Source organism: Rhizobium sp. 42MFCr.1 (genome assembly GCF_000377185.1).
Taxonomy (GTDB): Bacteria; Pseudomonadota; Alphaproteobacteria; order Rhizobiales; family Rhizobiaceae; genus Rhizobium; species Rhizobium altiplani.
This window is the reverse complement of record NZ_KB897837.1, coordinates 74706-98381: the sequence shown is the minus strand read 5'-3', so window position 1 is coordinate 98381 and position 23676 is coordinate 74706. Positions and strand designations below refer to the sequence as shown.

The 23676-nt window shown below is 60.1% G+C and carries 29 protein-coding genes; 13 read left to right on the top strand and 16 right to left on the bottom strand.

What is annotated here, in order from left to right:
* Window positions 1–71: 71 nt before the first annotated feature.
* The 4 genes from C934_RS0119335 (at window position 72) to C934_RS0119320 (ending at window position 4659) form a co-directional block, all read left to right on the top strand.
* Window positions 72–1682 (top strand): arylsulfatase, encoded by a 1611-nt coding sequence (locus tag C934_RS0119335; protein ID WP_018858276.1) that lies wholly within the window; start codon window positions 72–74, stop codon window positions 1680–1682.
* Between the two features lie 366 nt (window positions 1683–2048).
* The gene (locus C934_RS0119330) at window positions 2049–3023 is read left to right on the top strand and encodes a formylglycine-generating enzyme family protein (protein WP_018858275.1); all 975 of its coding nucleotides are present in this window, start codon (window positions 2049–2051) and stop codon (window positions 3021–3023) included.
* Window positions 3024–3036: 13 nt separating this feature from the next.
* On the top strand, window positions 3037–4014 hold the full coding sequence (locus C934_RS0119325) for an HAD family hydrolase (protein WP_018858274.1): 978 nt from the start codon (window positions 3037–3039) through the stop codon (window positions 4012–4014).
* Window positions 4015–4083: 69 nt separating this feature from the next.
* A complete protein-coding gene (locus tag C934_RS0119320; protein WP_018116961.1) occupies window positions 4084–4659 on the top strand; it encodes a DUF1269 domain-containing protein in 576 nt (191 codons plus the stop codon).
* A gap of 161 nt (window positions 4660–4820) precedes the next feature.
* On the opposite strand, the gene C934_RS0119315 is transcribed toward C934_RS0119320, so the two are convergent.
* From C934_RS0119315 to C934_RS0119285, 7 genes are all read right to left on the bottom strand, one after another.
* Complete coding sequence (locus C934_RS0119315; RefSeq protein WP_018858273.1) at window positions 4821–6572, bottom strand: tetratricopeptide repeat protein; 1752 nt, start codon at window positions 6570–6572, stop codon at window positions 4821–4823.
* Between the two features lie 129 nt (window positions 6573–6701).
* Window positions 6702–7010: a hypothetical protein gene (locus C934_RS0119310; RefSeq protein WP_018858272.1), complete on the bottom strand. Its 309-nt coding sequence runs from the start codon at window positions 7008–7010 to the stop codon at window positions 6702–6704.
* A 191-nt stretch (window positions 7011–7201) separates the two neighbouring features.
* Complete coding sequence (locus tag C934_RS0119305; protein WP_018858271.1) at window positions 7202–8410, bottom strand: adenylate/guanylate cyclase domain-containing protein; 1209 nt, start codon at window positions 8408–8410, stop codon at window positions 7202–7204.
* A gap of 128 nt (window positions 8411–8538) precedes the next feature.
* Window positions 8539–9405: an efflux RND transporter periplasmic adaptor subunit gene (locus C934_RS0119300; protein ID WP_018858270.1), complete on the bottom strand. Its 867-nt coding sequence runs from the start codon at window positions 9403–9405 to the stop codon at window positions 8539–8541.
* Window positions 9402–9611 carry a DUF1656 domain-containing protein gene (locus tag C934_RS0119295; RefSeq protein WP_018116956.1) on the bottom strand — a complete coding sequence of 70 codons (210 nt, stop codon included), beginning with the start codon at window positions 9609–9611 and terminating at the stop codon, window positions 9402–9404. The genes C934_RS0119300 and C934_RS0119295 overlap by 4 nt, the downstream gene beginning before the upstream one ends.
* On the bottom strand, window positions 9608–11698 hold the full coding sequence (locus C934_RS0119290) for an FUSC family protein (protein ID WP_018858269.1): 2091 nt from the start codon (window positions 11696–11698) through the stop codon (window positions 9608–9610). The genes C934_RS0119295 and C934_RS0119290 overlap by 4 nt, the downstream gene beginning before the upstream one ends.
* Window positions 11688–12155, bottom strand: coding sequence for a MarR family winged helix-turn-helix transcriptional regulator (locus C934_RS0119285; protein WP_018116954.1), 468 nt, complete (start codon window positions 12153–12155; stop codon window positions 11688–11690). The genes C934_RS0119290 and C934_RS0119285 overlap by 11 nt, the downstream gene beginning before the upstream one ends.
* A 480-nt stretch (window positions 12156–12635) precedes the next feature.
* On the opposite strand from C934_RS0119285, the gene C934_RS32175 reads away from it, so the two are divergent.
* Window positions 12636–12785: a hypothetical protein gene (locus C934_RS32175; protein WP_018858268.1), complete on the top strand. Its 150-nt coding sequence runs from the start codon at window positions 12636–12638 to the stop codon at window positions 12783–12785.
* A gap of 70 nt (window positions 12786–12855) precedes the next feature.
* On the opposite strand, the gene C934_RS33810 is transcribed toward C934_RS32175, so the two are convergent.
* The 3 genes from C934_RS33810 to C934_RS0119265 all read right to left on the bottom strand — a co-directional run bounded on the left by C934_RS33810 (window position 12856) and on the right by C934_RS0119265 (window position 14774).
* Window positions 12856–13698 (bottom strand): aspartyl/asparaginyl beta-hydroxylase domain-containing protein, encoded by an 843-nt coding sequence (locus tag C934_RS33810; protein WP_018858267.1) that lies wholly within the window; start codon window positions 13696–13698, stop codon window positions 12856–12858.
* 161 nt (window positions 13699–13859) lie between these two features.
* On the bottom strand, window positions 13860–14201 hold the full coding sequence (locus C934_RS0119270; protein WP_018858266.1) for an SMR family transporter: 342 nt from the start codon (window positions 14199–14201) through the stop codon (window positions 13860–13862).
* A gap of 12 nt (window positions 14202–14213) precedes the next feature.
* Window positions 14214–14774, bottom strand: coding sequence for a TetR/AcrR family transcriptional regulator (locus C934_RS0119265; RefSeq protein ID WP_026371931.1), 561 nt, complete (start codon window positions 14772–14774; stop codon window positions 14214–14216).
* A gap of 148 nt (window positions 14775–14922) precedes the next feature.
* Between C934_RS0119265 and C934_RS0119260 the strand changes: the two genes are divergently transcribed.
* Both C934_RS0119260 and C934_RS0119255 read left to right on the top strand, forming a co-directional pair.
* Complete coding sequence (locus tag C934_RS0119260) at window positions 14923–15318, top strand: group II truncated hemoglobin (RefSeq protein WP_018858264.1); 396 nt, start codon at window positions 14923–14925, stop codon at window positions 15316–15318.
* A gap of 2 nt (window positions 15319–15320) precedes the next feature.
* Window positions 15321–15689 carry a DUF423 domain-containing protein gene (locus tag C934_RS0119255; RefSeq protein ID WP_026371930.1) on the top strand — a complete coding sequence of 123 codons (369 nt, stop codon included), beginning with the start codon at window positions 15321–15323 and terminating at the stop codon, window positions 15687–15689.
* Window positions 15690–15693: 4 nt separating this feature from the next.
* Here the strand turns inward: C934_RS0119255 and C934_RS0119250 are convergent, their stop codons facing one another.
* The 6 genes from C934_RS0119250 to C934_RS0119225 form a co-directional block, all read right to left on the bottom strand.
* Window positions 15694–16062, bottom strand: coding sequence for a bleomycin resistance protein (locus tag C934_RS0119250; RefSeq protein ID WP_018858262.1), 369 nt, complete (start codon window positions 16060–16062; stop codon window positions 15694–15696).
* Between the two features lies 1 nt (window position 16063).
* Complete coding sequence (locus tag C934_RS0119245; protein ID WP_018858261.1) at window positions 16064–16378, bottom strand: antibiotic biosynthesis monooxygenase family protein; 315 nt, start codon at window positions 16376–16378, stop codon at window positions 16064–16066.
* Window positions 16379–16387: 9 nt separating this feature from the next.
* The gene (locus C934_RS0119240) at window positions 16388–16657 is read right to left on the bottom strand and encodes a hypothetical protein (RefSeq protein WP_018858260.1); all 270 of its coding nucleotides are present in this window, start codon (window positions 16655–16657) and stop codon (window positions 16388–16390) included.
* A complete protein-coding gene (locus C934_RS0119235) occupies window positions 16654–17061 on the bottom strand; it encodes a DUF2325 domain-containing protein (protein ID WP_018116944.1) in 408 nt (135 codons plus the stop codon). Before C934_RS0119235 ends, C934_RS0119240 begins: the two co-directional genes overlap by 4 nt.
* Window positions 17062–17173: 112 nt before the next feature.
* A complete protein-coding gene (locus C934_RS0119230) occupies window positions 17174–18463 on the bottom strand; it encodes a cell envelope integrity protein TolA (protein ID WP_018858259.1) in 1290 nt (429 codons plus the stop codon).
* Window positions 18464–18522: 59 nt separating this feature from the next.
* Entirely contained in the window at window positions 18523–18963 is a 441-nt protein-coding gene (locus C934_RS0119225; protein ID WP_018858258.1) for a hypothetical protein, read from the bottom strand.
* A 142-nt stretch (window positions 18964–19105) separates the two neighbouring features.
* Between C934_RS0119225 and hemP the strand changes: the two genes are divergently transcribed.
* The 6 genes from hemP (at window position 19106) to C934_RS0119195 (ending at window position 23672) form a co-directional block, all read left to right on the top strand.
* Window positions 19106–19288: a hemin uptake protein HemP gene (gene hemP / locus C934_RS0119220; RefSeq protein WP_018116941.1), complete on the top strand. Its 183-nt coding sequence runs from the start codon at window positions 19106–19108 to the stop codon at window positions 19286–19288.
* A 9-nt stretch (window positions 19289–19297) separates the two neighbouring features.
* A complete protein-coding gene (locus tag C934_RS0119215) occupies window positions 19298–20350 on the top strand; it encodes a hemin-degrading factor (RefSeq protein ID WP_018858257.1) in 1053 nt (350 codons plus the stop codon).
* Window positions 20347–21255, top strand: a complete 909-nt coding sequence (locus tag C934_RS0119210; RefSeq protein WP_018858256.1) for a heme/hemin ABC transporter substrate-binding protein — start codon at window positions 20347–20349, stop codon at window positions 21253–21255. Before C934_RS0119215 ends, C934_RS0119210 begins: the two co-directional genes overlap by 4 nt.
* Window positions 21256–21257: 2 nt before the next feature.
* Window positions 21258–22370 carry a FecCD family ABC transporter permease gene (locus C934_RS0119205; protein WP_018858255.1) on the top strand — a complete coding sequence of 371 codons (1113 nt, stop codon included), beginning with the start codon at window positions 21258–21260 and terminating at the stop codon, window positions 22368–22370.
* A 10-nt stretch (window positions 22371–22380) separates the two neighbouring features.
* Window positions 22381–23187 (top strand): heme ABC transporter ATP-binding protein, encoded by an 807-nt coding sequence (locus C934_RS0119200; protein WP_018858254.1) that lies wholly within the window; start codon window positions 22381–22383, stop codon window positions 23185–23187.
* A 125-nt stretch (window positions 23188–23312) separates the two neighbouring features.
* Window positions 23313–23672 carry a DUF883 family protein gene (locus tag C934_RS0119195; RefSeq protein WP_018858253.1) on the top strand — a complete coding sequence of 120 codons (360 nt, stop codon included), beginning with the start codon at window positions 23313–23315 and terminating at the stop codon, window positions 23670–23672.
* Window positions 23673–23676: the final 4 nt, after the last annotated feature.

Here is a 23676-nt window from a genome sequence, read left to right as displayed (position 1 = left end):
GCCGAGTTTGGCCTACCTACAATCAGGAGAGCGTAGATGTTGAATCACCTGCATGGACAAGGGAGATCGCAATGAGTGCATCTCTCTCAAAACGGCTTCGGCACGCCGGCGCAGCTTTGGCATTGGCGCTGGCCTCGACATCCCTCAGCTATGGGATCGCCCATGCGCAGCAGGCGACGCCGGCTCAAGATACGACCAAACCGAATATACTCGTCATCTTCGGTGACGACATCGGCCAGACAAACATCAGCGCCTATTCGATGGGCGTCGTGGGCTACAAGACGCCCAATATTGATCGTATTGCCAAGGAAGGCATGCTGTTCACCGACTATTACGCCGAAAACAGCTGCACTGCCGGCCGCTCGACATTCATTACCGGCCAGGTCTGCCTCCGTACGGGTCTCTGCAAGGTCGGCATTCCCGGAGCAACGGTCGGCTTGCAGGCGCGTGACATTACCATCGCGCAGGCGCTGAAGCCACTCGGCTATGCAACCGGCCAGTTCGGCAAGAACCACCTCGGCGATCGCGACGAGTTCCTGCCAACGCAGCATGGCTTCGACGAGTTCTTCGGCAACCTCTATCACTTGAATGCCGAAGAAGAGCCTGAGCGTCCCTATTATCCAAAGAACGACCAGGCGTTCGTGAAAGCGAATTCGCCGCGCGGCGTCTTGCATTCGTTCGCTGACGGACGGGTCCAAGATACTGGCGCTCTTAATCGCAAGCGTATGGAAACGATCGACGATGAAACGACCGCTGCGGCGATCGATTTCATCCAGCGTCAGGCCAAGGAAGGAAAGCCCTTCTTCACCTGGATGAATACCACGCGCATGCACGCTTTTACCCATGTTCGGGATTCGATGCAGGGGCAAAGCGGCATGCCCGGCAACGAATATGCCGATGGCATGATCGAGCATGACGGCGATGTCGGGAAGCTCCTCAAGGCGTTGGACGATCTCAAGATCGCCGACAATACGATCGTCGTCTACACGACGGACAATGGCCCGAACCAGTGGTCTTGGCCAGATGCGGCGACGACCTCTTTCCGAAGCGAGAAGGATACCAACTGGGAAGGCGCCTTCCGCGTTCCGGCGATGGTTCGTTGGCCCGGCCACATCACGGCGGGCGAGGTGTCCAATGAGATGATGTCCGGACTTGACTGGTTTCCGACCTTGCTTGCCGCAGCCGGCGATCCCGGCATCAAGGAACAGCTCCTCAATGGCGCAAGCATCAACGGCAATCAGTTCAAGGTCCATCTCGACGGTTACAACCAGCTTCCTTACCTGACAGGACAGCAGCCGAAGTCCGGACGCGAAGATTTCTACTATTTCAACGATGATGGAGAGGTCGTCGCTTATCGCTATGGCAATTGGAAGATCGTGTTCTGTGAACAGAGGGAGCCGGGCGGCTTCGTGGTATGGGCAAACCCCTTTACTTGTTTGCGTGCGCCGAAGGTCTTCAATCTGCGCATGGACCCCTTCGAGCGCGCCGACGTCGTCTCTGACCAGTATTATGACTGGCTGGCGAAGAATGCCTATCTCATCCAGTACGGCGTCTACCGAGTCGCCCCCTTCTTGCAGACGTTCAAGGACTATCCTCCAAGCCAGCGTTCCGCGAGCTTCAGCATCGATCAGATGGTCGACGCCTTGATGCGCTCGCTGGAGAGCCCAGCGTCAGGAAAATAGCAAAGCGGCGGCGGGCGGCTTTGCTTTTCAAGCAGCCGCCGCGCCAGCGATTCACCGGACGGCCAAGCCCCTGGCGACAGCCTTCCGGTGGCGAACTCTCCAGTCAGGTCAGGTGGCAACAAAAGCTGCCGAACGGCCCTGCAGCACCTGAAGATGCACTCGATTGGCCGCGCGGGCAGCCGCATCGGCCCAACACTGCAACACCCGCCCCCTTCGACGCGCGGAAATCCATTGGCCGAGTTGAATTCATGGCCCACAGCAGCAGATTTACGCCTGATGTAACGTTTTGTGGAAGCCGTGTTACCGTAACGTACTTACGGGTAAGGCAAGACGCGGAATATTAAGGGCAGGCTTTCGGAGGCGACGATGGCACTGGCATTTGACGCAGAACACCGGCCGCAACGTCAGGGCGACGACAATGGCGACCTAGTCTGGATAGCCGGCCGGACCTTCGTGATGGGGTCCAACGACCATTATCCGGAAGAGGCCCCGGCTCATCCTGTTGCCGTCGATGGCTTCTGGATCGAGGCGACGCCTGTCACGAACCGCAAATTCCAGGAATTCGTCAAGGCGACCGGCCACGTAACATTGGCCGAGAAGGCGCCCGACCCGAAGGACTATCCGGGCGCCCTACCGAACATGCTTCGGGCCGGATCTCTTGTCTTCACACCGCCGAAATCGGTGAGTGGCGCGGATATCGCTCAGTGGTGGAAATTCAAGTTCGGGGCCAACTGGCGGCGACCCTACGGCGGCCTCAGCGACCTCCGCGGCAAGCTCGATCACCCGGTTGTCCATGTCGCCTACTCCGACGCGAAGGCCTATGCCGAATGGGCCGGAATGGATCTGCCGACAGAGGCCGAGTGGGAACTGGCGGCACGTGGTGGGCTTGACGACACTGAATTTGCCTGGGGCGACGAGCTTATGCCCGGTGGTGTTGCCATGGCCAACACCTGGCAGGGCACCTTCCCGACCCACAGCACGAAACCTGACGGCAAGGACCGGACGACACCCGTGCGGTCGTTTGCGCCAAACGGTTACGGCGCCTATGACATGATCGGCAATGTCTGGGAGTGGACGCAGGACTATTGGTCGACGCGACATCCGCAGCCTGCGGCAAAGGCGTGCTGCATCCCCGAGAACCCGCGCGGCGGCGGAAAAGAGGCAAGTTACGATCCCAATCAACCGAACATTCTTATCCCGAGGCGAGTATTGAAGGGCGGCTCGCATCTTTGCGCCCCGAACTACTGCCGGCGCTATCGCCCGGCAGCGCGCCACGCCGAGCCAGAAGACACGTCCACTAGTCACGTCGGCTTTCGCTGCATTAAACGCGTTGCAACCTGATCAGGAGTATCCGATGTCCCGGTCTGTGCGCTTCCTCCTGCTTTTCTTGCTGCTGCCGGTGAGCGCATTCGCGCAGGAGCTTCCCTCCTGGAACGATGGCAAATCGAAGCAGGCAATTGTCGACTTCATCAAGAAAGTGACAACGCAAGGCGGCGCCGACTACGTGGCGCCCGAGGACCGCATCGCCGTATTCGACAACGACGGTACGCTCTGGACCGAGCAGCCGTTCTACTTCCAACTTGGCTTCATACTGGATCGGGTCAAGGCGCTCGCTCCACAGCACCCCGAGTGGAAGGAAAAGGAACCCTTCAAGTCGATTCTGGCCGGCGATCTCAAGGGTATCGCAAAGAGCGGCGAACGAGGCCTCGTCGAGCTTGTGATGGAGACCCACGCCGGTCTGACGACCAACGATTTCCGCAACATCGTCATCGACTGGTTCGCCACGGCGAGACACCCGAAGACCGGCAAGCCTTACAACGAGATGACATTTCTGCCCATGCGCGAACTGCTGGATTACCTGCGCGCCAATGGCTTCAAGACCTTCATTGTTTCGGGTGGCGGCGTCGAGTTCATGCGCCCGATGACCGAGAAAGCATACGGCATTCCGCCTGAACAAGTCGTCGGAAGCACGATCACGACGCAATACGCGCTCGTCGGCGACATCCCGGTTCTAAACCGCCTTCCGAAAGTCGATTTCGTTGACGATGGCCCGGGCAAGCCGGTGGGCATCAACAAATTCATAGGCAGGCGACCGATCCTTGCCGCAGGCAATTCGGACGGCGACTACGAGATGCTGCGCTGGGTAATGGCTGGCCAGGGACCGCACTTTGCAATGATCATTCATCATACCGACGCAGATCGCGAATACGCCTATGATCGCAAATCGGACTTCGGGAAGCTGGACAAGGCGCTCGACGAGGCGGAGAGCCGCAACTGGCTGCTCGTCGATATGAAAGCCGATTGGAAGAAGATTTACGCGTTTGATCAATAGCCTCCCGGCTGGCGTTTTCCAGCCGTTCAACCGCTCTGTACCCCTGCTATCAAACGAAAGGAACGAACAATGTCGGAACTCGTTGTGATCGGCTTCGATGCCATGGATGAAGCAGATAAGGTGTTGTTGAAACTTCACAACCTGAAGAAGGAATATCTGGTCGACCTCGAGGACGCGGTGGTCGTCGTGAGAGATGAAGCCGGCAAGGTCCATCTCAAGCAGAGCCTCAACCTGGCAGCAATCGGGGCCACATCGGGGCTTTTGTCCGGCTCACTCTGGGGCGCCCTGGTTGGTCTGCTATTCCTCAATCCGCTCGCAGGCTTTGCGATCGGCGGGCTCGTCGGTGCAGGCACTGGCGCGATCTCCGGTTCGCTTTCCGACTACGGCATCAACGACGAATTCATCAAGTCTCTTGGCGGAACCATACCGAACTCCTCCTCCGCTCTCTTCGTGCTCATACGCAAGGTGCAGCCGGAAAAAGTCCTGGCAGAGTTCCAGGGGCTGCGTGGCCGCGTACTGAAAACCTCGTTAGCGCCGGATCAGGAGGAGAACCTGCGCAAGGCACTCTCAGGAGGCTCAGACGAAGCGCCCGCCAAGCCAGCCAAACGCCGAACGACTGCCAAAGGGGCAGCCAACCAAAGTTAGACGGCGATCGATACCAGCCACGACTGTAAACCTACATGCAATATCGGCCCGGGCGAGCCGCGCGCAAATGCGCGGCCCTTGCCGCCGGTCGCACGCAGCGAAACACTCTTACGGAACTCGCTGCGCTACCGACGCGGACTCACTACACGCTGCAGCGCCGGCTAAAAGGCAGTCGCTAGCCCCTCCGCTGTGAAGCGGGCGCCCGCTTTCGTCAGTCCTTCTTCGATGGAGGCGGAAAGCAGCGGTTGATAGCGTCGCTGCGCCATTCTCTCGCGGAAGGTCGTCTCGAAATCCGGCGTGAGCTGCCGGAGCTCTGTAAGCCGCTGCGCCGCTTCATCCGACCCGAGTTGCCCGAGTGCGGCAACGCGCAAGACGCTGATCAGGAAATTCCTGTCACTTGCCTGCTCGGCAAGCAGCGAAGCCTCCGACCAATCTCTTCGGCGGTAAGCGTCGAGTGCGAGAACCAGGACCGCATCACGCGGAACGACATCGACTAATCTACCGGCATCGCGCGCAAGAGAAACGCCCGCATCAAAATAGCCCAGCGCGAACAGTGCAAGACCAAGCTTTGCAGCCACATCGGGGTTGTTGGGATTGAGCGCGAGCGCGCGGTTGCCCGCGGCGATTGCCGCGTCGATCCTTCCACTGTAGAATTGCGACAACATCAGCGCCAGGTGCGCCCGGTCCGAAAGCGGCGACAATGAGACTGCCCGGTTGGCAAGCTCGAGCGCACGCGCGAGCTTGCTGTTGTCGGTGATCTCCGCCTGCCCCGCCGCTAGCAGCATTGCCAGCGCTGCGGTTGCGTCGGCATCGTAGCGGTTTGCCGCAATCGTTCTTTCCAGGCAATTGATTGTACGCGCGAGGGCCGATGCCGGGCCGTCGTCCAACTCGTGTTCGGCCTGAAGGACGCATGCGTTGCCAAGCGAGCCCTCAGCCATATCGTGTGCTTCGATGTTGTTGATGATCCCACGTGTAGCAGCAAAGCGGCGCGAGAGTTGCGCGACCAATTCCTCCCGGACCGACGCAACCGTCCTGCCGCTGGTATCGACCCTCTCCAAACCGGATTTGAGAAGATCGCCCGTCGCCGTGTCGACGACCTGCCACCAGATACTGCGATCGTCACCATCACCGTAATATTTCATATCGATTGCGTAGGCGTTCGATCTGGCCGGGCGAAGCACCGAGGCAAGCGGCCTCTCGCGCCGGTCGGCTTGCGAAACCGTCAGAGTCTGAAATTGCGTGAGGGCGGTCAGCAACATGTCCCGAGTAACAGCGGCCTCGTCACGCAGCCCCTCATCCACCGCAGTCAGCGTGAGTGCGACTGTAGGCTTGGCCGTTGTTGTGACGGTACGCGCCGCATAAACGGTGATACCGGTGCCTACGACCACGACCATCAGCAGCGCCAGGGTTGCAGCGAGCCGCAAGGTCGCCCAGAAGGCGCCTTGGACTTTCGGCGCAACCGTAGAAACGGGCAACTGAGGAACCAGCTTTACGGGTTCGCCCCAGGTCGTTGCGGGATGCTCTCGATCATCGATGCCTGGGGATGCACCGGTGGACCGCGTGAAAATCGCAATATAGCGCCCTCTCGGCAATTGAACCGTGACCCCACCATCTTCACCGAAAGCCTCGTAATACTGGCTGAGCGAGGATCGCAATCGGCTGAGCTCGATGCGAACAATGGGATCGAGTGACGGATCGAAATTGCTTTGTCGGCCAAGCACGTCAATGGCGATAGAATAGGCCTTCACGCCCTCGGCGTGCCCAGCGAATTGCTGTTCCGCGATATATTTAAGGATGCTGCGGCTTCTTTCGGTGGCCCTGAACCGCTCGTCGGCGAGCAGACGCTCCAGTTCTGCGCTGGCTTCCGAGCATGAAACGTCATGAGCCCAGCCTTCGTATTCCTTAGCCTTCATTGCCGCCCCGCTACGCAATGCTCAATGCCAAGTAGAACAGATGGGCTTGCCTCGCAGAAAACAAGGGGTTGCAACACAAAACGCTAACAAAACCAAAACGTGACCGACATTGGTGCGAGCTGGTCGGTCCTATTCCAGGCCGCCGCCTCCGCGCTCACGACAGTACTTGATCACGTCTGCCTCGATCTCTGCGCAGACCATTTCATACTCATGGACCATCGCATGGTTCATGTCGCCGGCACTGCTCCTCAGCCGGTCGAGGGTGGAGCTAGCATCCTCATAGGCCTCGCAGAGGCTGCCAAGAGATTCCGACTTCTCCCCGATCAGTTGAAGCCGCCCGCGGACCGAGGGCAGCTTCAGCATCAAGCGGTGTAACCCTCGCCGCTCGGCATCGGAAGGCGTTCTTAGCCCGTCGTTTTCCTTGCCCATGAAGACCACCCCGGCCTCAGTCGGCTTCGTTTGAACAATCTTAGCGAGCCAGTGGCTTGGCGGAAGTACGCAACGGTAACAGACCCGCGTTAATAGCGGCCACCAAGCCTTGTTACCTTGGCATTTACGTTCCGTACCCGCCTGGAACGCAACAAGAGTGCTGCAAATTGGGCCTGTATGGTCACGCGGCCGGGATCAGTTCAAATGAGCGGCATCAGCGTGAACAGTTCCTGAGCACGATTGACGCCGCGCAAGACATGCTGGCCGATCGAATGCAGGCTGTCCATTTGTGTGGGTGCAACGATTGCCGCGAAACTCGCCGACATCAGCAAGCGGCTCTGCAGCGACCGACAGAGCGAGACAATTCGGCTGACTTCGTTGACGGCAGGCCCGATGACCGTAAAATCGAGGCGATCTGCACTCCCGATGTTGCCGTAAAAGACCTCGCCGAGATGGAGCCCGAGATAGACGTCGGTCACCGGCCTCCCCTCGATACGGCGCTGCGCATTGAGGTCGAGCAGGCGTTTATCGAGCAGCGACCGGGCATTCAACGCCGCCGAGCAGGCCTCGCTCGGCCGCCTGCCCTTGAAAATCGCCAACGTGCCGTCGCCCATCAGCTTGAGCACTTCGCCGCCCGCTTCCTGCACCGACGAGATCACTGCATCCGCATAGTCGTTGAGCATCGGAATAATCTCTTCCGGATCGACTGTGTCCGAGATGTGCGTGAAGTTGGCAAGGTCGGAAAACCACAGCGCGGCCGATATGCGGTCGCTTTGACCGCGGGTGATCTTGCCGTGCAGTACCTGGTTGGCCGCATCCTGCCCCAGATAGACCTTGGCAATCGTGCCGGCAACGCCGCTAATCGTCACGCATTTGACGGCCAGCGCCAGGCAGGGAAGCAGATCGCGCAATACCGCGACGTCACGATCGGAGAATCCATCCTTCGCTCGCGTGGCAAAGTGGGAGAAGAAGCAGTCGATGTCTCCGATCGTACCACCATCGCCGAAGCGATGCGCAATGGCGATGAAGTCTGTGAAACCAGCAGCCTTCAGATCGTCCAGCAGGTAGAAATCGGTCGCGTCACCATTGCTCAGGCTTCTGCGGACCTCTACGGACCCCGTCGTCTCCAAATGATGGAATGCGGAGCGGAGCCAGTTGTCGGCGATCGCTCCGGCACCGGAAAAGCCGTATTCCGACACCCGCTCGATCGGCTCTCGGCTGTCCCAGCGGAAAGCTCGGCGTTCATAGACCGGATGCAGAGTGTCCATGACGGCAACGGAACGCTCGACCGGCAGTCCGTTCGCACCACACCGTTCACAGAAGCCGGCGAGCAGGTCCGCTTCGGCCACGCCCTTGAGCCCGCTCTGCATCAGCCAGGTAGTGATTTCTATGACGTGACGGTCGTCCACGGCTGTCTCCTAGAACCGGGCGTCATTTTGCTTTTCTCAAGCCGAATGGCTGCGTATCCGGTCATCGCGGGACGCCCAGACCGGTGAACTTACAGTTTTGCGAAGGCGGCTCTTGAAGCCGCCTCGGGTCAATTAACGATGGTGACGCTTGCAGTGCGACCGGCGACAAGCGCCGTGTCGTCGGGCAGCGCATCGAGCGCCACGCGTACGGGGACGCGCTGAGCCAGTCGCACCCAAGTGAAAGTCGGAGTTACGTTAGCGAGCTGCGCGCTGGTATCGCTGCGTTCGCGATCCTCTATGCCGCCCGCGACGCCATCGACATGCCCCTTAAGAGGCGTTTTGCTGCCCATCAGATAGACGAGCGCAGGATCGCCGACCTTGATGCGGTCCAGCTTGTTTTCTTCGAAATAGCCGGCGACGTAGTAGGAATCGCTGTCGATCAGGGCGGTAACGGCGGTGCCCGCAGTAACATAATTGCCCGGCTGCATGGAGAAGTTGGTGAGCACGCCGTTGACCGGCGCCCGCACCACGGAACGGTCGAGATTGAGCTGAGCAGTGTCACGGCTGATCACGGCCTGGTTGTAGGCGGCCTCGTCCTGCTGGACTGTCGTCTCAGCCTGCTGGATCTTCTGCCGTGTCACCGAGCTCTCGCCAAGTTTGCGATAGAGCTCGAGGTCGCTTCTCGCCAGGTCGAGAGCCGCCTTGCTGCTTTCCATCTGCGCTTCGGCCTGGCGCAAGGCGAGCGTAAAACGCGCCTGATCGATACGGAAGATCACGTCGCCCTTGCGAACAGTCTGATTGTCCTTTGCATCGACTTCACTGACGATCCCGGAGACATCGGCGGCTAGGCGTACGACGTCCGCGCGAACTTTGCCATCGCGGGTCCATGGTTCGTCCATGTAGTAGTCCCACAAATGCCAGCCGAGCACTCCCGCCAAAGCGACCATGACGCCGGTAACCAGGAAGCGACCGGAATGAGCGAAAAGCGATTTCATAGTGACACCTTATTCAAAGATAGCGCGATGGCGCCGAGCAGGCAGAAATACATGGCCGTGTCGAAGAGCGGTCGATGCCAGACCAAACGATAGAAGCCGACATACGCCAGTGCACTCCGCAGGATGGCGTTGAGGAGGTAAGCGGCGAATGCGATCGCGCCGAGCGTTGGGAGAAAGACCCCGTAAATATCGATATCCGGCCTCATGCCGCATGTTCCTTTGCAGTTCCGGCTGTCGCGCCCGTGACAGCCTGAGCGAGGGAGGCTGCATCCGGGTAGAGAGTGTATCTGAGCGCTGTCATCGAGCGGCGCGCGCCCTCGATCGCCGACGACCGGCCGGCCTCAATCAGTGCTGCGAGCGACTGGTCCAGTGTCGTCAGCAGGTTTCCGTCGGGTTGAGCATCCCGGCTCTTCTGCTTCTGCTGATAATAAGCCGCAACGCCCGACAGCACGTTCTCGATCGGCTCGCGCTTGTCGCGCGAGACAAGCTGCTTGTGGCGTTGGAGCTCCAGCGTATTGAGGCCGTTCCGCAGATCCCGCAGGATATCGGTCTGAGCGACGGCGGACTCGGCCGGGATCATCGCCAGGCGCGGGGCAACCAGGCCAAACCGGTCGACCATCCGGTAAAGCAACTTCGTGAAGTCGACGTCCTCAGGGCGACGCGCCGCAGCGACGATATCGGTCCAGCCCGAGCGCAGCAGCCGGTAGGCGGTCCATTCTGCACCGACAGAACGAACAAGAACGGTCGTTCCGCAGGCGATCACCATGCCGATGATCATGGCCGCGTTCGAATTGAGGAAGGAGGCGAGATCCAGGCTCAAGCGATCCTGCAGCGTCAGCATGTTCGGCAGGTTCACGCAGAAGCCCATGCCGTAGAGAGCGAGCGATGGCTTGGTCATCAACAACCCCGCCGGCACCAGGACCAATCCAAGTGCTGCGGCAAGCTCGACATAGGTATGGACCAACGGCATCAGGCCGAACTCGAAAACAAACGCTGCGATCACGGTGACGATCGCCACATTGACGAACTTGATCATCATCGGCGCGGGATCGTCCATCGATGAAAAGATGCAGCAGAGCACACCTGCCATCATCGCGGCGGCGCTGCCTTGCGGCCAGCCGGTATAGATCCAGAGGGCTGTGGCAATGAACGTCGCCAGCATCACGGATAGGCCGGAGTGAACGGCCATGCCGTAGTCCTTGTGGATCGGCGCGCGATCGAACGACGTGCCGAAGCGGCGCCAACGAAGATCGTGATGCGATCCGGATTGGATATCCTCGCGCAGACTGAGACAGTCGCCCCAGATCTGCACCAGATCGCGGATGCGAGCGGTGAAGTTGTGAGCAAGAAGCCCATTCCACTCCTGTTGCTCGCGTCCCTCCTCCTCAGACTTCGCTATCAGGGCAAGGAGCTGCTGGCGCTTATCCTCGGCAAGAGGCGCACCGTTTTCGAGCAACGCGCTGACTTCGGTTACGAGTGCAGTGATCGCGGGTGTGAATTTGCCCGGCGTCGCCTTGTCGAGCGCGTGCAGCACGTCAGCCAACCCTGAAACGACAGGCAGCATCGCAACCATGCGCTGCTGCAGCATTCGGGTGCGACCGACCATATCGCGCAGTGCCGAAGTGTCGTAGGCCACGTGAGTGGTAAAGCTGTGGAGGTCGACTGCGTCGGCAGCCAGCCGTCGGGCTGCCGCCAGAAGCGAAGGATCGCGTCCCCTGCCCTCCAGCGTGCCAATGGCGAGCTCGGCGCCGTCTCGCAGCCAGGCATTGATGCGCGCGGCCAGAACCGGCCCTGCATGCCGGGGAAAGAAGATACGATTGACAATCGCCGCACAGATGATGCCGAGCGCGATTTCCTCGACGCGGGCAGTTGCATAGGTAAAGGCCGTGTCCGGATTTGCGACGATCGGGAATCCGGTGAGAGCGGTCGTGTAGCCCGCCAGCATGAAGCTGTAGCTCCGTGGCGTCCGGTCGAGCAGACTGACGCCGAGGCAAAAGGCCATCCACAGCGCAATCGCAAGCGTCAGCAATTCAGGCGAATTGACGAGGTTGGGGATCAGGATCACCGTGACCGTACCGCCGAGTGCGGTGCCAATCAGTCGGTAGAGCGCCTTCGACGTACTCGCCCCGGACAGCGGATGGGCCACGATGTAAACCGTGCCGACCGCCCAGTATGGGTTTGGCAGGTCGAAGCAAAGCGCAAGGCCAAGCGCCAGCATTGCGGCGGCGAAGGTCTTGATGGAAAAAACGACGTCTCCCAGACTGGGATCGGTCGCGTTCTTGCTACTCGTCATTTTCCTGTATTCCGGATAGGGCCGCGGTTTTCGCCGCGATGGCGCGCAGGACTTCCAGGGCGGCCCCGACCTGTTCAGGATCGAGGTCGCCAAGGATCTGTGCTCGCAGCTCCGCCGCACAGCTTTCGGCGCGCTCGGCGACCGCTGTGCCTCCTCCGGTGAGTTGCACCAGCTTGATGCGACGGTCCGCCTCATCGGGGACCCGGCGGATCAAGCCGTCATTTTCCAAACTATCAAGAACCCGCACGAGCGTCGGCCCTTCCACACCGACCCGTTCGGCCAGAACACCCTGTGGGATCCGGTCGCCATGCCGAAGCAGCGCAATCAACGGCGCCGCGCTGGCATCGGATAGATTGTGCTCGGTCAGAATGGCGTTCAAAGCGCGACGCCACCCGCGCCCGCAGATCATAAGCAATGGTGCGAACTCGGCCCAGGTTTGTGTCTGATTCGTTGTCATGGAATTAGATAACATCCTATCGATTAGAATTCAATGATATTGTTGGGCGCATGACGATTGTGGTTAGCGGATCGTTTTTTTGCCCAGCAATTGCGGGACTTTCTGTTCGTCACTGCCGGCGACCAATCATAATTTGCCGCGACGCCGACATTGCATGCCCGAAGGCTAGGCAAGGTAGCTCACACGGAAATGTCATTTGCGAGCTAGGCTCGCTCGCTGAGGAGCAAACTTCATTCGGCATTCTTGGCGAAATCGGCACATATTAGCAGCGCCGGAAGTGCCATATTAGCGCATGCGAAGCCGCCGTTTTTCTTTTTGACGCAACCGCACTGCACTTAACCTTACCGGCTAACCACTCCATTAGCATCCCATTGAAAACGCAGGGGATTGTGGCACGTTGCAGCCATGACAAACATCCGAACTCCGAAATATAGCGCCGACGATATGGGACGCTAGCGGGAATGCGAAGCTGCCTGCAATATGGCAATCACCGAAGTTGTCCGTCGCGCGGTCGCGGCGGGATGGCGGGAAGAGGAAATTGCTCTTCATCTCGCAGACGCCGCAGAAGACTACGTGATGTATCTGGCCATAAGCGCGCAGCGCCGATTGATGGCAGCCAACAACAATTGAACGAAGCTTGGCACCGCAGCAAAGCCTGCGCAATTCTACGGCTCAATTGATCGGCGATGCAGGCGAAAGGTTAGTTCTGCGGCGTGTTTCTGAAGGCTTCCGCTTCCGCGTAGAACTTCTTTTCCCATGCCTTGTGATTGTCCAACCCCTCACGAATGAAGGGCGTGAAAACGGCAAGGTTCATCAGCGTCCAGTTCACAAAGCGCGCCGGGAACTTCAACGGCTTCACGAAATCGATAAAGAGCACCACGCGCGTCTCGTCGGTATGGTTCCACGCCTCATGCTCGTAGGCGTCGTCGAAGATCAGCGCCTTTCCTTCCTGCCAACGGCAGATCTGATCCTTGACCCGGATGGCAAGCTTGTCGGCAGGCTCCGGTACGATCATCCCGAGATGCAGGCGAAGCACGCCATTGTAAGGTCCGCGATGAGCCGGCAGATGCTTTCCGGGCTCGAAGATCGAGAACATGGCGGTTTTCAATCCCGGGATCTTCTGCACCGCCTCCCAGGTTTGCGGGCATGCCCTGATATTCTGTTCCGACATCACGCCAAACCCGACGAGGAAGAAGGTCTTCCAGCCACTATCGCTTGAGATCGTCTTCACATCAGTCGAGATGTCCTGGAATGACGGCAGTTCACTCTGCCGCACGAGCACGCGGTCCAGCTCGGACCGTATCTCCGGCCACGCCTTCTCAACCTCGGCGACCCAAGGGAATGTCGCGGTATCATAGACCGGCGGGTTGCCGAGCCTGGCATATTTGAAGTTCAGCTTTTCCGCCCACGCGACGATACCCATGAAGAAGCGCGTAATTGCGCTTGGTCGACCCATCGGCGTGATGCCGGCAGTGTTAAGGGATTGGTCCCTGGACTGGGTAGGTTTGCCGGAAAGACCTGAATCGGTGGTGCGGTCGGTCATGAGTGGTCCAATGCGTGGAACAAGCGGCCCAAAGCTCAAAGAAATATGGACAGGACCGCATGTTTCGCAAGATCGCGCAGGATGAGGTCAAATGTCGCGACGACATATAGGGGACCCGCGGCGCAGGACATTTACCCGCATCTGCCCGCCTTCGGGCAAGATCAATGCGAGATGGACTTCGAGAAGAGGTTGACCACGAGCACGCCGGTGATAATCAGCCCGAGCCCTACGATCGCCGGCGCATCGAGCCGCTGCTTGAAATAGACGAGGCCGACCCCGGATATCAGCACGATGCCGAGCGCGCTCCAGATCGCATAGGCGATCCCGACGGGGATGATCTTCAAGGTCATAGACAGGCAATAGAATGCTGTCGCGTAGCAGACGACCACCACGACCGTCGGTCCTACGCGGGTGAACTGCTGCGACAACTGCAGCGCCGTCGTGCCGATGACCTCGAGCGCGATCGCAGCAAAGAGCAGCGCATAGACGGCAGCTGGAGCCATGGTGGACCTACCCTACTTGTTGGCCAATTCGACGAGACGGGAGATGAGCGCCTGGCGGTCGCCGCCGCTGTCATGACTGCCGAGCATGTCGGCAAGCCAGAGCCCATCGGCCGCAAATCGAACGATCTGCGCATCGACGGACGAATCCGTGCCGACATATTCCTCCGTCCGCTCCTGCACCCACTCGCGCCAGCGCTGCCGAAGCCTTGGCTCGGCGAGCAGCGCCATGGTGACCTGAGCCCAATGGGCGGCCTCGTCGGGCTTATCCCTAAGATCGGCGACAGCATGCAGATAGGCCCGGCTGAAGCGGCCATGCGGGGTAGGGTCTTCGCGCATGCGCTCGTCAATATCGGCGTCGAAGCGATCCAGGAGACTTTCGAAAAGGGCGTCCAGCAACGCGTTCTTCGTCGGGAAATGGTGCAGTAGCCCACCCTTGCTGACGCCTGATGCGCCGGATACGGCATCCAGTGTCAGTGCGGCCATGCCCTGCTCCATCGTGAGGCGAGCGGCCACGTCCAGCAGCTGCTGGCGCACGACAAGGGGCTGTTTGCGGCGATGATGAGCGAGTGACATGCCAACAGAAGATACCGTCCAGACGGTTTTGTCAAGCCAACTCATATTCGACTGTCTGTGCGGATGGCGAATTGCCGCGTGCTGATCCAAGCGGTTGCAGTCCCGCTCCCCGCAGTGCATTAAGAGTCCGATTTCGAGGAATGGAACCGTGACGGAAAATGTCATTACGCTTTATGAGGCGATTGGCGGCGACGAGGCCGTCCGCGCCCTGTGTCGCCGCTTCTATGAGCTGATGGATACGCTGCCGGAGGCACAGCACGTTCGCGCCGTCCATCCGCCGACGCTGGAAGGCAGCGAGGAGAAATTCTACGAATACCTGACTGGATATTTCGGCGGCCCGCCGCTCTACACCGACAAGCGCGGTCACCCACGCCTCAAGAGCCGGCATTTCGTTGCCGAGATCGGTCCGGTGGAACGCGACGAGTGGCTACATTGCTTCCGTCGCGCGCTCGAGGAAACCATCGCCAATCCGAAGCTGCGCGAGATCATCCTGCCCCCCATCGAACGCCTCGCATATCACATGCAGAACAAGGAACACGGATGACCATGACGCTGAACGCGCGTATTGCGCCGCTGTTTTATCTGCTTGCCGGCTTGTTCGGTTTTGCCGGCGTGGCGCTGGCCGCGGCCGCAGCGCATGGCGGCGGCGACGCGCATCTTCTCGCTTCGGCTTCGGCAATGTGCCTGGCGCACGCCCCCACCCTGTTCGCCCTCGCGATCGGCGCCGAAAAACTTAAGACGGCGTGGCTTGCCGGCATACTGATAGGGGTCGGCACGCTTCTGTTTGCCGGGGATCTCGTTGTTTTGCGTTATGCTGGCTCCGGCCTGTTTCCGCTGGCGGCCCCCTCCGGCGGATTTGCCATGATGTTCGGCTGGCTGGCGATCGCCGTGGGCGCTTTCATTCGCCGATGCTGATCGATCAGCTGACGGGGATGCGCCCAAACCGCAGCAGGTTGCCATGCGGGTCATGGATATAGAACTCTTCCATGCCCCACGGCCGTCGCTCAAGTGCGGTCAGACGCGCCACCCGCTTCTCCTGATACTCCGCATGGAGCGCAGCGATCCGACGGCCACGCAGATAGACGGACGTCGCTTCGCATAACGCCCGGTCGCGCGCCAGCCAGAAATGCAACTCCATCTCGTTCCGGCGGAGGATCAGATAGTCCGGAGATTGGTGGATGATCCGGTCGAAGCCGAGCTGGTCGCGATAAAAGGCCAGCGTTTCATCGAGATCAAGCGATGGCAAGACCGGAAGGACTTCGACACGATCCGGATCCTGTTCGGTCATTTCAGATGCCAGCAACCACGGTGAAGCCTTCAAAAACCGGAGGCCCCTTATACATTGCCTTGCGTTCACCAGCGTTGCGGTGCGCGGCGCGGAAGTTTTCGGACTTCGTCCAGTTCAGGAAGTCGTCCTCGCTTTGCCAGAGCGTGTGCGAGGAAAACAGCGTGTAGTCCTCTTCCGCATTAGTCTTGCCCCGCAGCAGCCGGAATTCAACAAAGCCAGGAACCTGCGAGAGGCTGGAATCGCGGTAGCGCCATACATTCTCGAAGTCTGCCTCGGATCCAATCGCAACCTTGAAGCGGTTCATTGCAATATACATGGGTGATCCCTACGCTTTGCTTTTCGCAGCGACGCGCGAAGGCGCGAAGGCTACAACATTATTGCCGTTTGCGGCCTCCAGACCAAGCGGCTTTTCAGGCTGTTGGCCAGGCAACCGTGCCTCCCAGAGGGGAAACTCCGATACGTTGGGATAGTCCTTGCGCCGCTCGGCATTCCGGAGCAGCAGTTCGTAAAGCTCCGGCACAAGGCCGTCGCCTCTTTGAGCGGCGATCTTGTGCAGGCCGATCATCATGACCCCACCGGGGCGTTCTTCATTCATCGGGAATTGTCTCGTTCGTTCATTGTCTGCAACGCACGTTCCAGACTGGACTTGCTGCCGTTTCGAAGCGGGATGAAGGCCTTGCCGAACTTCTTGCAGCCGGTCTTCACGCGCAGGCAGGCATCGTGGCTGATACAGTCGATCGGGCAAAAGACGCAGTCGACCGAGGGAAGTACGGTGTCGATGCGGGAGACCGCCTCGCGCAAACCGCCGTCGTGATGGATCAGCTCTGCCCCGAAATCGCTTGCGATCTGGCGAAGATGCGCCACCTGGCAGTCCCGTCCGCCGACATACAGGAAACTGCGTCCATCAAGTTTGGACCGCCCCGACGTTTCCTGAACCGTCTGAGCATCAGCGTTAACGCGGATCTCGCGGTTGGAACCCTTCTTCGTCTTTCGAGCCATTGCCCACCCGTTCGCTCGTTGATCGTCACACGATTCCTGCGTGTGCCGGGGGACCTTATTAAACTTGATTTTTAGAGTAAAGTATAAAGTTGATTATAGAAGTCATATTTTATCAATGACCCGTCACCTGGACGTCCTGGCTGAACGACCAGACCGGCTTGCCCCACTCGACAGGGAGCGGAGGGAACGGAGCAGCGCGGCGGATGCCCTCGACAACAGCCTGATCCAGCTCCGGAATACCGGAGCTGCGCGCGATCGAAAGACCGCTCAGATCGCCGCTGGCGCCGATTGTCAGGCGAACGCGAACGCTCATGGATGTGCTCATGCGCTTGTACTCCGACGGCACCCTGACCGAGCGACGAATCCGGGATTGTACCTTGCCGGGATAATTGGCGACGGCCGCGCTCCCCGCACCGCCACTGCTGCCAGCCCCACGCGAATTCTGGTTCGATGTCGCCGTCTCGGTCCCGTCGGCGGACCCTCTCTTGGAATCCTGCTCGTTTTCACCGCCGGATCCTGCGGATGGTTGAACCTTCTTCGGCGGCTCCTTCTTCTCGATCGGCTTCTTGACGGGCTTTTCCGCTTTCAGCTTGGGCTCCGGTGTTGGTTTATCCGGCTCGGGAGCGACCGCCGCCGTTTCCACCGGCTGAACCGGCTTGATCTCTTCCGGCGCCGCTTGAGCAACCGGAGGCGTTTCCGCAGGCACCTCGAGCGGCACTTCGGTCGCCATCGGCTGCACGAAGGACGTCTCGGCCGATGAGAGCGAAGTCAAAACCTCCGGTTCCGCGGCAACGATGTTCTCCGGTGAAACGCGCGTAACCTCTTGTGTAGGCGCAACGGTTACCGGCTCGGTGGTCACCGTTTCCGTCGGCGTCGCCGCCGTCGGCTGGACCGTCTGAGTCTGCGCGGTCTCGGCTACGATCTGCTCGGGCTGCTGCTCCTCAGCCTTCTCGCCCGCCGCCGCTTGGTCCGCTTCCGAATCGCCAAGGATAATGACGCTCACGACTTCGCCGGCCTCTTCGACCGGATCGTGCGGTGTGACCACAAATCCGACCACCAGCATCGCGATGACGGCCGCATGGCAGGCAAAGGAACTGAGGCAAGCCATCACCACATTGCGCTGAGGTGGTTTCGCGTTCTCTTCCCTTTCGGCGCTCGCCTCCAGCGACGGCGCGGTTGCGACGGTGCTGCTCGCACTCTGCGGAGCCTGCGGGAAGGATTCGATCAACGCCAGGCGCGCGTAGTGTATGGAAGCTTCGGCGGCTGGCTGGCGTGGCACATTGCGAAGATCGGACAATTCATGCCCGGGATGCATGCCGGGATTGTTGTCGTTCATTCCGCCGTCAGCGACCGGTTCCTCGACGAGAATGACTCTCGATTTGGATTTTGCTGAAACTGCCATTTGTGCCTGCCTCGGCCAGTTGAAACAGAAAACCGTCGGCTGTCATGCCGGCGAACCACTCAACCCTCGAAGGGAACGGAAACCTGTGAACGAGTGACAAGGCCCTTCATGCACTCTCCCGAGGCCGGCCCGTCGCAGACTGGCGCGTCGTTGATCAGCAAGCGCGTCACGCTCTCGCAGTTGACGTTCGGCATGTCGAACTGGCGCACACGCTTCTTGCCTTGCGGCAGATCGCGGAAGTCCAGCACGGTAACCCGGTCGACCGCGTTCTTGTCGTTGAAGAAAGCAAGCTCGAAGGAGTTGCTGATTGGCGCGGCAAGATTGTTGAGCGCAACGAAGGTCATCATGCAGCCCTTCTGTGATGGCGCCAGACCGTTCAACTCGACCTCAAGGCCCTTGGCCGGCGACGCTGCAGCAGCGTCCTGAGCAAAAACCTGCGATGCGCTCGCAACCACGATCAGACCGCTCGTCAAAAGCGCTGCAACCTTGCTCACTGCCATTCCTTCCATCAATAAACTCTAAAACTTGACTTATAAACTCCGCTATTGCGTCATTAAAAAATGATGACTATGAAAGTCAAGATAATTATGGATTTTCCGGGCGTTTGGACGCCGCGGATCGAGCGGAAATAGCCGATCGAAAATGATGGTTGAGAAGCCAGATAGCTTTAGTCACGCGTCGCCGCAGCGCGAACCAACGGCAGAAATGCGCGTTCTGGAAAGTGCGGACATTTTTCGCGGAGCGACCGAGATCATGATCCGTCACGACGGCGTGGTCTACCGCATGAAAATCACCCGTCAGGGCAAACTCATTCTCAACAAGTAGGGCTAGGACATGACTGAAACCACGAAACCGGCTCCCGCCGACATACGCGCATTTCGCGCGGAGAATCCGAAGATGCGCGAGCGCGATATCGCCGCACAGCTTCAGATTTCGGAAGCTGCTCTCGTTGCGGCCGAAGTCGGCATCACCGCAACCCGCATCGACGGCAGCGCCGTGAAGCTCCTGGAGCGGGTCGCTGAACTCGGCGAAGTCATGGCCCTTTCCCGTAACGAAAGCGCCGTTCACGAAAAGATCGGCGTTTACGAGAACATCACCGCCGGGCCGCACGCCTCGATCGTGCTCGGGGAAAACATCGACCTGCGCATTTTTCCAAACCGCTGGGCGCATGCTTTTGCCGTCTCTAAGAAGGACGGCGACCAGGAGCGACTCAGCCTGCAGTATTTCGACAAGGCAGGCAACGCGGTTCACAAGATCCATCTTCGCCCGGACTCGAATGTCGAAGCCTATCGCGCCATCGTCCGGGATCTGACGCTCGACGATCAGTCGCAAGAATTCAACGCTGATCCGACGCCCTCATCGATGGATGAGAGCGGCGAGGTCACCCGCGATGAACTGCGGGAGCACTGGAGCAAGCTCACCGACACGCACGAGTTCTTCGGCATGCTGCGCAAGCTGAAGATCGGCCGCCGAGCCGCCGTTCGCACCGTCGGCGACGACTACGCGTGGCAACTCGACAACACGGCAACGGCGGAGATGATGCACGCTTCGGTCAAGGCCGGTCTGCCGGTCATGTGCTTCGTGGCAAACAACGGCATCGTGCAGATCCATTCCGGCCCGATCTTCAACCTGCAGCCGATGGGTCCGTGGATCAATATCTTCGACCCGACCTTCCACCTGCATCTTCGGCAGGATCACATCGCCGAGACCTGGGCGGTACGCAAGCCGACAAAGGACGGCCATGTAACCTCGCTCGAGGCCTACAATGCCGAGGGCGAAATGATCATCCAGTTCTTCGGCAAGCGCAAGGAAGGCACCGATGAGCGCGACGATTGGCGCTCGATCATGGAAAACCTGCCGCGCGCAGGAACCAGCGTCGCGGCATGAGCAAGGGGATAACGATGCGTAAGGCACCGCGCAGCAAGCGGCTTCGGGCGATGGCGTTTTCAGCCACGGTTATTGGGCTGTCGCTGGCTCCGGTCTCGAATGCCCCGGCCGCTGAAAAACTGAATACGACGCGCCTTGTGTCCGTTGGCGGCGATGTCACCGAGATCATCTACGCGCTCGGTGAGCAGGACCGGTTGATCGCGCGCGACACGACCAGCCTGTATCCCGAAGCGGCAACAAAGCTGCCCGACGTAGGCTACATGCGCGCGCTATCGCCGGAGGGCATCCTCGCCATGAACCCGACGGCGATCATCGCCATCGAGGGATCCGGGCCACCGGAAGCGCTGAACGTGCTCAAGAGCGCGAGCGTCCCCTTCGAGACCGTGCCCAACGCCTATACCCGCGAAGGCATCCTCGCCAAGATCGACCGGGTCGGCGATCTCCTCGGCCAGCCCGACAAGGCAAAGGCGCTAGAGGAAAGGGTGGGTGTGGATCTTGACGTGGCAATCGCCGACGCCGCCAAGCGCCCCGAAGGCGAGCGGAAGCGCATCCTCTTCATTCTGAGTATGCAAGGAGGAAAGATCATGGCCTCCGGAACCGGCACGGCAGCCGATGGCATCATCAAGCTGTCCGGTTCCGTCAATGCCGTCGGCAATTTCCCGGGCTACAAGCCGCTAACCGACGAGGCGATCGTGGAAGCCAAGCCTGACGTCATCTTGATGATGAACCGCGGCGACGGGTCAGCCACCAAGGATGAAGATCTTCTGAAGCAGCCCGCGCTGGCCCTGACACCCGCGGCGCAAAACAAGGCAATCATTCGCATGGACGGCCTCCACCTGCTCGGGTTCGGCCCGCGCACCGCGAGCGCCGTCCGTGAGTTGAACGCAGCGATCTACGGAAGCTGATAATGGCTCTGCAGGACGCCATCGGACAGAAGCGCTCCATGTTTTCGCTGACAGGTCTGCGGGAGCTTCAAAGGGCGGGTGATCGCAGTCGCCTCGCGCTGCTGGCAATCGTTCTGCTTGCCGTCGGGTCCGTCCTGTCCCTGTTATTCTCAGTGACAACGGGTGCTTCCAACGCCTCGTTCCTCGACGTCATCGCCAACATGGCCGGCTCGGACGATGCGCTGAACGCCAGAGACCGGATCATCATCTTCGATATCCGAATGCCCCGCGCGATCCTGGGTTTCCTGGTGGGCGGCTCGCTTGCCGTCTCAGGCGCCATCATGCAGGGCTTGTTCCGCAATCCGCTTGCGGATCCCGGGCTCGTCGGCGTGTCCTCCGGCGCGAGCCTCGGTGCCGTGGTGATCATCGTGCTCGCCAGCACCTTTGCCGCGCCGCTTTACACGCTGCTCGGCATCTACGCGCTGCCGATCGCAGCCTTCTGCGGCGGACTTGCCAGCACGTGGCTGCTCTACCGGATCGCAACCGGGAACGGCCAGACCTCAGTTGCCACGATGCTGCTTGCCGGCATCGCGCTCGGCTCGCTTGCCGGCGCGCTCACGGGCCTCCTGATCTACATGGCCAACGATCAGCAACTCCGCGACCTCACCTTCTGGGGGATGGGATCGCTTGCCGGGGCGACATGGGCAAAGATCGCCGCCGCCGGCCCGATCATTCTTCTCTCCTTTGCGGCGATACCCTTCATGGCCCCTGGCCTGAATGCCATCACTCTCGGTGAGGCTACAGCCTTTCACATGGGCGTCCCTGTTCAGCGGCTGAAGAACATCGCCATCGTCACCGTCGCCGGGGCGACGGGTGCTTCGGTCGCAGTCAGCGGCGGCATCGGCTTCGTCGGCATCGTCGTTCCGCATGTTCTGCGCATGTCGATCGGCCCCGATCACCGCTTCCTGCTGCCAGCTTCGGCGCTTCTCGGCGGCTCGCTGCTGATTTTTGCCGATGTTCTTGCCAGGACCATCGTCGCGCCGGCCGAACTGCCGATCGGCATCATTACGGCCGCCGTCGGCGGCCCGTTCTTCCTTTGGATTCTGTTGCGGCATCGCGCACGCCTTGCCCTTTGAGTATTGAGCAATGATTGAGGTATCCGGCGTTTCCGTGCGCCTTTCCGGCAAGACCATTGTTAGTCAGGTCGGCTTCTCCGCCGAGGCAGGCCAGTTGACCGCGATTGCCGGTCCGAACGGCTCGGGCAAGACAACGACGATGAAAGCGGTCTCCGGCGAACTCCCCTACTCCGGCTCCATTCGTCTCAATGGTCAGGAAGTGAACGCGCTGCAGCCGTGGCGGCTGGCGACGATGCGGGCGGTGCTGCCGCAGGCAAGCTCGATCTCCTTTCCCTTCACGGTGCGCGAAGTGGTGCGGATGGGCCTGACCACCGGCGTCAATCGCAATCCTGAGAAAGCCGAGCAGACCGCGGCGAATGCACTGGCCTCCGTCGACCTGGGGGGCTTCGAAGGCCGCTTCTATCAGGAACTTTCGGGTGGCGAGCAGCAGCGCGTTCAACTCGCCCGCGTGCTCTGCCAGATCGCCGAGCCGGTCGTCGACGGCAAGCCCTGCTGGCTTCTGCTCGACGAGCCGGTATCCAGCCTCGACATCAGCCACCAGCTGACGATCATGACTCTGGCGCACAATTTCTGCGAGGCCGGTGGCGGCGTCATCGCCGTCATGCACGACCTCAACCTGACCGCGCTTTTCGCCGACCGGATCATTCTCATGAAATCCGGCCAACTGGCTGCAAGCGGTAGCGTCCGCGATGTGCTGACCGACGAGACAATGGAATCTGTCTTCGGCTGTGCCCTGCGGATCAATCAGGTTCCGGCCGACGGTACGCCCTTCGTGCTTGCGCACAGTGCGATCCAAACCGGATACAATCCAGCGTAGCGGAACTTTTGCAGGGTGACCGCGTTAAGCAATTGATGATGTGGGTCATTGCCGGGCGATAATCTTCATGCAAACTTCGGCAGCGGCCCTGTGTTGAATCAGGCCGCTAAGAGCGCGCCTCACCGATGGAGAAAATCGTGGCCTCTTCGCTCCTCCACCCCATTCGCAGCCGGCGCAATGGCGGCACGCTTCACAACATCGAATCCACCATCGAAGAACAGATCGAGTCTCTTCGTGAAGAGATCGCAGCACTGACGAAGATTGCCGGAAAGCAGTCACGAAAGTCGAGCGATCGCATGCGCTATCAGGCAGCCGCCAGCTACGACGATCTGCTCTCTCGCAGCGAAGACCTGATGCATGAATTGCAGGAAAGCTACCTTCGCGGCGCCAACGAAGTGCGCAATACCGTGCGCCGTCACCCAATCGCCACCGTCGGGGCGGCAGCAGCCTTTGGGCTCGTCCTCGCCCTTCTTGCCCGCCGTTAAGGAG